Source organism: Devosia psychrophila, assembly GCF_000971275.1.
Classification (GTDB): Bacteria; Pseudomonadota; Alphaproteobacteria; order Rhizobiales; family Devosiaceae; genus Devosia; species Devosia psychrophila.
Genome location: NZ_LAPV01000147.1, coordinates 113,406 through 122,960, shown reverse-complemented (window position 1 = coordinate 122,960; position 9,555 = coordinate 113,406). Strand labels below are relative to the sequence as shown.

The 9,555-nt window shown below is 62.1% G+C and carries 8 protein-coding genes; 1 reads left to right on the top strand and 7 read right to left on the bottom strand.

Annotated features, from left to right (window positions below):
- Positions 1-220: 220 nt before the first annotated feature.
- The 6 genes from WH91_RS16765 to WH91_RS16740 form a co-directional block, all read right to left on the bottom strand.
- Positions 221-1,054: a glycerophosphodiester phosphodiesterase gene (locus WH91_RS16765; RefSeq protein ID WP_046172139.1), complete on the bottom strand. Its 834-nt coding sequence runs from the start codon at positions 1,052-1,054 to the stop codon at positions 221-223.
- Positions 1,051-2,130: an ABC transporter ATP-binding protein gene (locus tag WH91_RS16760; protein ID WP_046172138.1), complete on the bottom strand. Its 1,080-nt coding sequence runs from the start codon at positions 2,128-2,130 to the stop codon at positions 1,051-1,053. Before WH91_RS16760 ends, WH91_RS16765 begins: the two co-directional genes overlap by 4 nt.
- 9 nt (positions 2,131-2,139) lie before the next feature.
- Entirely contained in the window at positions 2,140-2,961 is an 822-nt protein-coding gene (locus WH91_RS16755) for an ABC transporter permease (protein ID WP_046172137.1), read from the bottom strand.
- Entirely contained in the window at positions 2,962-3,834 is an 873-nt protein-coding gene (locus tag WH91_RS16750) for an ABC transporter permease (RefSeq protein WP_046172136.1), read from the bottom strand. It lies immediately after the preceding gene.
- Between the two features lie 2 nt (positions 3,835-3,836).
- Positions 3,837-4,985, bottom strand: coding sequence for an extracellular solute-binding protein (locus WH91_RS16745; RefSeq protein ID WP_046172135.1), 1,149 nt, complete (start codon positions 4,983-4,985; stop codon positions 3,837-3,839).
- Positions 4,986-5,346: 361 nt separating this feature from the next.
- Positions 5,347-5,829 carry an SRPBCC family protein gene (locus WH91_RS16740; RefSeq protein WP_046172134.1) on the bottom strand — a complete coding sequence of 161 codons (483 nt, stop codon included), beginning with the start codon at positions 5,827-5,829 and terminating at the stop codon, positions 5,347-5,349.
- A 137-nt stretch (positions 5,830-5,966) separates the two neighbouring features.
- On the opposite strand from WH91_RS16740, the gene WH91_RS16735 reads away from it, so the two are divergent.
- A complete protein-coding gene (locus WH91_RS16735; protein ID WP_046172133.1) occupies positions 5,967-8,393 on the top strand; it encodes a glycoside hydrolase family 2 protein in 2,427 nt (808 codons plus the stop codon).
- Positions 8,394-8,573: 180 nt separating this feature from the next.
- On the opposite strand, the gene WH91_RS16730 is transcribed toward WH91_RS16735, so the two are convergent.
- Positions 8,574-9,467: an N-acetylmuramic acid 6-phosphate etherase gene (locus WH91_RS16730; RefSeq protein WP_046172132.1), complete on the bottom strand. Its 894-nt coding sequence runs from the start codon at positions 9,465-9,467 to the stop codon at positions 8,574-8,576.
- Between the last annotated feature and the right edge of the window lie 88 nt (positions 9,468-9,555).

Sequence of the window (9,555 nt, the reverse complement as noted above, 5' to 3'; positions counted from 1 at the left end):
GCGACGGGATCTGCCGCTCCGCTCAATGACCAGCTCTGCGCCAGCCCCCGTAGCTCACCCCGGCCAGATCGGCCAAAACAACCGCCCGAGTCTCCTTCAGGCTGGATAGAAGTTGGGGGCAACGTCACCGGCATTGAACCCAGATTGTGCCCACGAGTGGAGAGAATTCCTCCCCCTTTTCAGGGGAGGCGAGGTGGGGGTATTCTTTCTTACCCAGTCCTCAGCCCACCAGCGCAATCAACCCTTCCGGGTCATCCGTCGTAATCTGATCGACCTTCAATTCCAGCAGCCGCGCCACTTTGGCCCGGTTGTCTTCATCCACCTGGTTGATCGTATAGGCGTCGATCCGCCGCCCTTCGGCATGGAAAGCCCCGACCACATCGAACCCCAGGCGATCCGCCTCCAGCACCAGCCCGTAATACAGATAGATCATCTCCGCATTAGGCGAGGCAGCCACGGCCTCGCGCACAAAGCCGGTAAAATCCCGCGACACCTGCAGCCGTTCCAGCGCCCCATCGTGACACGGGTCATAACCGATCCGCAGACCTTCGACGCCTTCGGTCAGCAGCCGCACGGCTTCGGCATCGCCCGATGACAGGATCATGTGCCGCGCTACCGGCGCGACGCTCCGCTTGAACGAGGCGATTGCCCGCTCGTCGAGGACCTTCCAGTCCTCCTTGTAGTCCAGTTGCAGCAGCGCATCGGGATGCAATTCGCCCTTGAGCAGCAGCTCTGTGAGGTCTTCGAGCAGCATCACGAAGTCCGGCAAAATCGTGCCGTCCTCGTTGCGCAACCGCAGTGCCCGCAACGCGTCGGCGCCCAGTTCGGCAACCTTGCCCCGACCGTTGGTTTCGCGCTCGACGCTCAGGTCATGCAGCACGGCATAGCCGCGATCGGCATGGATCACCAGGTCCACTTCGACGCTGGCGCCAAGCCGCATGCCTTCGAGAATGCGTGCGCCGGTAAATACCGGATCGCTGATTTTGCGCTTGGCGCGATGCCATTTAAGCCAAGTGCGGTGGCCGTCCCGCTCGATAAAAACCGGGTCGGTCATGCGTCGACCAGCGCCGGATGGGCCGTGGTCGCGACAACGCCGGTGCGATGGATCACCCTGCCATCGCGATAGGCGGCAATAGCCTTTGGCGCCAGTGTTACGCCTTGGCCCGGCTTGAACAGGTCGGGATGCGGCACCATCGCCTTGACGCGCGTGCCGTCCAGCAGTTCGAGATCGACCATCCCATGCGTTCCATAATCGGTGACACGATGCACCTTGCCCTGGCTGCCTTGTGAAACCGCCGATAAGTCGAGCGACTCGGGCCGGACGGCCAGTGTCACAGGCCCATCACTCACCGGCAGCGGTGTCGCATAGCCCGCCTTGCTGAACACGCCGTTGGAAACCACGCCCTCGATCAGGTTCATCGTGCCGATGAAACCGGCAACAAACGGTGTCTGCGGTTCGCGATACACCACGTCCGGCCGGTCGATCTGTTCGGTCTTGCCGTCGCGCATCACCACGATGCGGTCGGCCATAGACAGGGCCTCGTCCTGACCATGCGTCACGAATAGCGTCGTGATCTTGAGGCGCTGTTGAATGTCGCGCACCTCCTCGCGAAGTCTTTCGCGCAAGTGCTGGTCAAGACTCGCGAAAGGCTCGTCGAGCAGCAGGATTTTCGGTTCCAGCACCAGCGACCGCGCTAGCGCAACGCGCTGCTGCTGACCGCCCGAAAGCTGGGTAACCGAGCGCGTGCCATAACCGCCAAGGCCGACCAGTTCGAGCACGCCCTCGACGCGCCGCTTGATTTCGTCCGCCGGCACCTTGCGCAGCTTGAGCCCGAACGCCAGGTTCTTGAACACATTCATATGCGTCCAAAGCGCATGGCTCTGGAACACCATGCCGGTCGGCCGCTTCTCGGGCGGCACGCGGGTAATGTCCTCGCCGTCGATGGTCATCAGGCCCGAAGTGGGCGTCTCGAAACCACCCACCATGCGTAGCAGCGTCGATTTGCCCGAGCCCGATGGCCCCAGCAGGCACACCAGTTCGCCATCCGCCACATCGAGCGAAAAGCTGTCGACGGCGGTAGTGCCATTGGGAAAAATCTTGGAAACGTCTTTGATCTTGAGAACGGACATAAGTCTTTCCTAGCCGCCAAAGCCGCGGGCGAACGAGCCGGAGTTCACCACTTTGCGGGCGAACAGCAGCGCGATGAAACTGGGGACCCAGAGCAGCACGGAGAGCACCGCCCCATACTGGATGACGGGCTGGTTGTTGATAAAGGAAATCATCAGCACCGGCAGCGTGCGCACCTGCGGCGCGCCGATCAGCCAGGCGCCTTCGGTCTCATAAAATGTGCCCACAAAGCTGAGCAGGATCGCCGCGGCAATGGTCGGTCCCGCCTGTGGCAGGGTGATCGACCAGAACACCCGGAACGGCGAGGCGCCGACATCACGGGCCGCCTCCTCCATGCGCCGGTCCACCGCCTGGAATGCCGCCACCGGAATCCAGATCATGAACAGCAGCGTGCCCACCAGTTGGATCAGCACGACGCCCCAGAAGGTGCCGATGAGATTGAGCTGAAGAAATATCCCGGCAATGGCGACCAGCAGGCCAAACTTGGGGAAAGCGTGTCCGGCGAGGAACGAAAAGAACAGCAGATTGCGCCCGGGGAAATCCATCCGCGCGAAGGCATAGGCGGCCGGCAGGCAGATCGCCGCCGATAGCGCCGTCACCGTGAAGGCCAGCGTCAGGCTCATCGAAATCGAGCTCCACACGTCGGCGCGCGCCAGCGTCTGGTTCCAGAAGCGCAGGCCAAACTCCTGCGGAATGACTGACGGATAGCGCCACACGTTGGTAAACGCCCAGGTGCCCACCACGACCAGCGGAAACACAATGACCAGGGTGAGGACGGCGGCAAAGATGATGCCGGTCCAGTCAGTCTTGCGAGTAACGATAGTGGCGGCCATTTATGCAGCCCTGTTCTTGGCGACGGAGCGCACGTAGAAAAGCCCAAACACGATGCAGAACCCGAACGTAACCACCGCCTGGGTGATGGCCGTTTTCGGCTCCAGCAGTTCGCGGAAGGTGCGCTGCATGAACGGGCCCATCATTTCCGGCGCGGCGGGGCCAAGGATATAGGGCAGGGTGAAGGCCGAGAAAATGCCGAGCACGGCAAAGGAAATAGCGACCAGGATCGAGTTGGAAATGCGCGGCAGGATGATGTGCCACAGCAGGGCCAGCTTGCCGGCGCCGACATCGCGCGCCGCCTCGACCGCCTGGTTGGACACATTGCCGAGGCCCGACAGCAGGATCAGCACGGTCAGCGGAATATTGTCCCAGACCAGCCCGATCACCGGCCCCCATGGCGTCAGGTATGGCGAGCGGATATGGGGCAGTCCCACTGAATTGAGCAGCAGGTCGACGGTGCCATTAGGTCCCAGCACGCGGATAAACGCGAAGCTCAGGATGATTGAGGGCACGAACATCGGGAAGATGGCGAGGCCCTGCACATAGGCCGCGACTTTGCTGTCGGAAAAACGCAGATACAGCGCGATCGGCAGGCAGACCACCAGCAGCAGGGCCGCGCAAACGCCTGTCGTCCATAGCGTCATCGACAGGTTCGACAGGCTGTAGCCGTCGGAAAAGAAGAAACTGTAGGTCTCGAGCGAGACTGCACTGCCGCCGTCCGGCGTAGTGACGAAGGCCGTCTGGATCACCGCGGAGATGATCGGCCAGATCACCAGCCAGGCGACCAGCAGCACCGGGGTAGCGACGAGCAGGAGGCCATATGGCCTCCTGCGAACTGGTGTAACGGACCCAATCTGGTCCGGAGCTGTCATGGTCACGAAGCGGGATCCACGTTCGGAGCCACGGCACGATACCAGCCGTCATTGACGGCCTTTTCCCAATCGCCGCCGGGGAAGGTCGGGATGGTGGTCGGGATGATATCGGCGAACTTCTCGCGCAGTTCGGCCGAGATATTGTCCCACGACACGCCCGGATAGCCGCCGAGCTCGGTCAGCACGGCAGACTGGATTTCCTCGGTGAGAAGGAAGTCGGCGAGCTTGAGGGCTGCGTCCTTGTTGGCGCCATTGCTCAGCACTGCCAGCTTGGTGAAGCCGCCCGGCAGGCCGAGGTCCTGTAGCTGAACGAGGCCGGTGGTTTCCGGCAAAGCGCCCTGGGCGATAGCCGACAGGGTCTGGTCAGACCACGCCGGAATCATGGTCACAGCCGACTGGCTGAGCAGCTGGATCGACTGGGTGTTGCCCGAAGTATAGGCGCCGCCATCGAACAGCGACGGAGCCAGGTCGTTCAGGATTGCCCAGGCTGGGTTCAGCATCGCATCGCCGGCTTCGGCGGTGTAATTGTCGACCGAGAACTTGGTCGGGTCATTGCCGTTGGCTTCGAAAATCGCGCGACGCACGAAGTTGCCACCCGAACCGCCCTTGTTGGGACGGTTGTAGATGAACTGGCCTGGGTTGGCCTTGATCCAGGCAACGAGGTCGGCCCAAGTCTTCGGCACATTGGCCGGATCGAGCTTGGTCGTGTCATAGGCCAGCAAAACCTGTGAACCGCGGTAGGGCAGGTTGGTCGGAATGTCGAACGCCAGCGGGTTGATCTTGGAATAGTTGCTGAGACCAGCCTTCTCGAAGTCGACATAGAGGCCCTTGGCAATGCCATCGACCGTAACGCGGCTGTCGAAGCCTTCGAACAGGTCGGCCTGCGGATCGCTGCCACCGGCCAGTGCAGCCAGTGCGCGGTCGGCAATCGCCGAAACGCCGGCGCTATCGCCACCGTCAACCAGATTGAGGGTGATGCCGGCATTTGCCGCTTCAAACTTTGGCTTCACCGTGTTGGTCCAGAAGTCGATGACGTTCTGGTCCGAGGTGAAATACACGTCGATGACGCCTTCGGCGGCAAAGGACATGCGGGGCAGCATCAGGGCGCCGGCAGCAACGCCGGTAGCGAGAATAAAATCACGCCGTTTCATTGTGTTCTCCCAAAGTTCGTTCAATAGAACGGATGTTCCACAGAGCGGTCGGTTCCGCTCGAGGGTTTCATCGATCTGCGTCGACCTCGCCCAGCGGGAAGCTAACTACCACTGTGGAAATTAGGCAAGGGGGAACCCCGGGGTCGGCGACGCACCGATGTGGGCGTAACAATCACAGCTTTGCGACAATCATGTAACGGCTGGGGAGAGTGGTTCGGCAGGCTCAGCTTACGGTCGAACGAAGCCAATCATGCGTTCCGTCAATGGAATGAATCATCCATAATTGCGGCGTTGGAATTCTTGAAATAGACTTGAAATAGAACGGGGACCGCGACAGGTTTCGCGGCCCAGGTAACGATCTTCAAATACGGGCCGCCAGTTCTTCAAGTTGCGCCGCGCACAGGCCCCAGCCTTCGTGAAAGCCCATTTTCTTGTGATTTTCCGCATCTTCTGCCGTCCAGTGCCGGGCTATGGCGGTATATTTTGTCTTTCCCTCGCCGGCATCTTCGAAGGTCAATACGCCTGTAAAGAATGGCTTGGCCGATGGTGCCCAGTCGCCAGTAAACGCATCGGTGAACACCAGCCTTTCGTTCGGCACGATCTCGAGATACTGCCCGGCATTGGGATATTCATTGCCGGCCTCGTCGGCCATGGTGATCACATTGCCGCCACCGACGCGCAGGTCGACCACTGCCTTGGGCGTGGACCATGGCTTGGGTGCAAACCATTGCACGATCAGCTCCGGCTGCGTCCAGCACTGGTAAACCTTGTCACGCGGCGCATTCAGCACGCGGGTTAGCACCAGGTCTCGGTCGGTATCCTCGGTGGGCAGGGCGTCGGACATTTTGTGTCTCCAGTCAGTGGGTTGCTTCATATCTACAACGAGCGGAGCATTCCTGGCTCGACACCCGGCGCGAAGATTTTTGATTTTCCCCCGGCCGCTCATGTATGGAAGTTCAGTCCCAACCGGCAGGCGCTTCCATGGTCCATTCGCAACGCATCCTCGACACCGGCTGGACCCTGAGCTGCGCCCGCCCGGTCGGCGCGCCAAACCTGCCCCAATCTATTCCTGCCAAGGTGCCCGGCACGGTGCATACCGACCTCTTGGCTGCCCGGCTGATCCCCAATCCCTATCTCGACCTCAACGAGATCGCCGTCGATTGGGTCGGCCGCTGCGATTGGCGCTATGAGCTGGCCTTCGACTGGCATGACCAAAGCGCCGGCACGGTCGAACTGGTCTGTCCCGGCCTCGATACCTTTGCCCAACTGGTGCTGAACGGCGCCATCATTGGCGAGACCGCCAACATGAACCGAGAGTATCGCTTCGATCTCGGTGGTCTGCTGCGCGACGGCGCCAACACGCTCTCCATCCTGTTCGAATCCGCGTGGACCCGCGGCGAGGCGCTGGCAAAACAATACGAGCCGCGGCCCAACAACTATCCCGGCCCGGCCAACCTGATGCGCAAGATGGCCTGCAATTTCGGCTGGGACTGGGGCCCAACGCTGGTCACTGCAGGAATATGGAAACCAATGCGGATTGAAAGCTGGAGCAGGGCGCGGATCGCCCAGCTACGGCCGGAAGTCACCCTGCAGGGCGCCGCTGGCAAGGTGCGCATTCACGCCGAGATCGACGGGCAGGGCGAGGGCATGAGCCTCCGCGCCAGTGTAGCCGGCGTTACCGCTACGCAACCGATCGGGCAGGGCGCGCTCGACCTCACTGTACCGTCGCCCCAACTGTGGTGGCCGCATGGCCTCGGGAGCCAGCCACTCTACACTCTTGATGTCGAGCTTCTGGATGAATCCGGCGCCGTAACCGATTCCTGGAGCAGGCAAATCGGCTTCCGCTCGCTCCGCCTCGATACCAGCGCCGACGACGTCGGCACCGCCTTCAACTTCATCATCAACGACGTGCCAGTCTATATCTGCGGCGCCAACTGGATCCCCGACGACTGCTTCTTGCCGCGCGTCACGCCCGAGCGCTACGCCGCCCGCATCCTCCAGGCCAAGCAGGCCAATATCAACATGCTGCGCGTCTGGGGCGGCGGCATCTACGAAACCGACGCTTTCTATGAGGCCTGCGACAAGGCCGGCATGCTGGTCTGGCAGGATTTCCTGTTCGCCTGCGCCGCCTATCCTGAAGAGGGCGACCTGCCGGCCGAGATCGAAGCCGAAGCGCGCGACAATATCGTCCGGCTGATGCCTTATCCGTCGCTGGTTCTTTGGAACGGTAATAACGAGAACATCTGGGGCTGGTTCGACTGGGGCTGGCAGGACGTTCTCGAAGGCCGCACCTGGGGCAAAGGCTATTATCTGGACCTGCTGCCCCGCCTCGTCGCCGAACTCGATCCGACCCGGCCATATTGGGCCGGCAGCCCCTATTCCGGCACGATGGACATCCACCCCAACGACCCAGCGCACGGTTGCTCGCACGTCTGGGATGTGTGGAACGACGTCGGCTACGAGCACTACGCCGACAGCGTACCGCGCTTCTGCTCCGAATTCGGCTGGCAGGCACCGCCGACCTGGGCGACGCTCACTCAGTCGGTGCACGACCAGCCGATGACCCCAACCTCGCCCGGCGTATGGCATCACCAGAAGGCCACCATCGGCAATGACAAGCTGCTGCGCGGCCTGTCTGGACATCTCCCAACCCCGACCAATATGGACGACTGGCACTATGCCACCCAGCTCAACCAGGCTCGCGCCATCCGCTTCGGCATCGAACACTGGCGCAGCCATCGCGGCCTCAACATGGGCGCCATTGTCTGGCAGCTCAACGATTGCTGGCCGGTCACTTCATGGTCGGCCGTGGACGGCTACGGCCGCCTTAAGCCCCTGTGGTACGCCCTTCGCGCCGCCTATCACCCCCACCTGCTGACCATCCAGCCGCGCGGCGAGGAACTACACCTCTTCGCCGTCAACGAACGCACCCTGTTCTGGCGCGGCCCGGTCACGGTCAAACGCCTGCGTTTCGACGGCACGGTGCTGGCCGAATGGACCCACTGGCGCCTCTGCGCCGACCGGCTGGATGTCGCCTCGCTGGCCATTCCTTCGCATGTGGCAACACCCGGCAACCCGCGCGAAGAACTGCTCGTCGCCACCATGCATGATAGCGTGGCGCATCATTGGTTCGCCGAAGATGTGGAACTGGACTTGCCCGAAGCGCGAGCGGACCTATCAATAACCCGCGACGACGCCGACTGGCTGGTCACTGTCACAGCGCACAGCCTCCTCAAGGACCTCTGCCTGTTCGTTGATCGCATCCACCCCGAAGCATCAGTGGACGACATGCTGGTGACCCTGCTGCCGGGCGAAACCCGAACACTCCGGGTCCAATGCGCGGTGGAACTCAACGCAGCTATGCTATGCCAGACCCCGGTATTCCGCTGCGCCAACCAGCTACGATAACTTTTCCGCCGTCGCATCGGGACCAAACCACTCCCACCCTTAATCCCTCCCCACAAGGGGAGGGAGACGACGAACACCGCTATCGGACCTAGCGCCTCCCTCCCCTGAATGGGGAGGGACCGAGGGTGGGGTGATGGGAGCCACAGAGCTACTTATGAGCACTTAGGGGGCAGAAAGGCGCTACTTCCCCAACGCCCCGAGCGCTGGCCGCAGTCGTCCCCCATGCTTCACCAGCAGACCCCGCGCCGCAACCATATCCGCCCCTGCCGCGATCAGCACCGCCAACTTCACGCCACCCCCGGCCTGATCCAGCGCCGTACCGGCTTCAACCTCGCTCACCCCGCTCACCGCCATCACAATCCCCCTGGCGCGCCCTTGCAGCTTGAGATTATCCGCCACCACATTGACCATATAGCCGTCATGCACATGGCCCAGATGCACCGCCATCATTGTCGACAGCATATTGAGCGCAATCTTCTGCGCCGTCCCCGCACCCATCCGCGTCGAGCCTGCAATCACTTCAGGCGGCGTCGGCAGGCAAATCGCCACATCGACCACATCGAACAGCGGCGCCCCGCGATTGTTGCTGATACCAACCGTCCTCGCCCCCACCGCACGCGCCGCTTCCACCGCCGCCATCGGATACGGCGTGTAGCCGCTAGCCGTCAGTGCAATAACGCAGTCATTCGGCCCAACCTGCAGCGCCTCGATCTCCGCCCGCGCCGCATCGCCATCATCTTCCGGCCCGCCCTTCATTTCGCTGAGCATCGCCATGCCACCTGCCAGCAACACCTTGATGCGGTCTGCCGCAATTCCATACGTCCCCGGCAGTTCCAGCGCATCGGCCAGCGCCATCAGTCCCGAGCTGCCCGCGGCCGCATAAATTAGCCGACCACCCGCATCGATAGATGCCGCCGCTAGCTTGGCGGCTTCCGCAATAGCCGGAACGGCCTCTTGCACAGCCTGCGCGGCCTCGGCCTGGGCCATGGCGAGAATCGCTAGTGCCTCATTTGCCGGCTTCATGTCGAACCCGCCCGCGCTCTGGTGGTTCATCTCGGTCTGGGTAGCGCTCATGTGGGGTCTCCTGCCGGTGGATAATGCCAAAATCATACCACTTGTCCAGCCAGGCGGCGTCCTGATCCCAAATGCACTGGAAGAATGT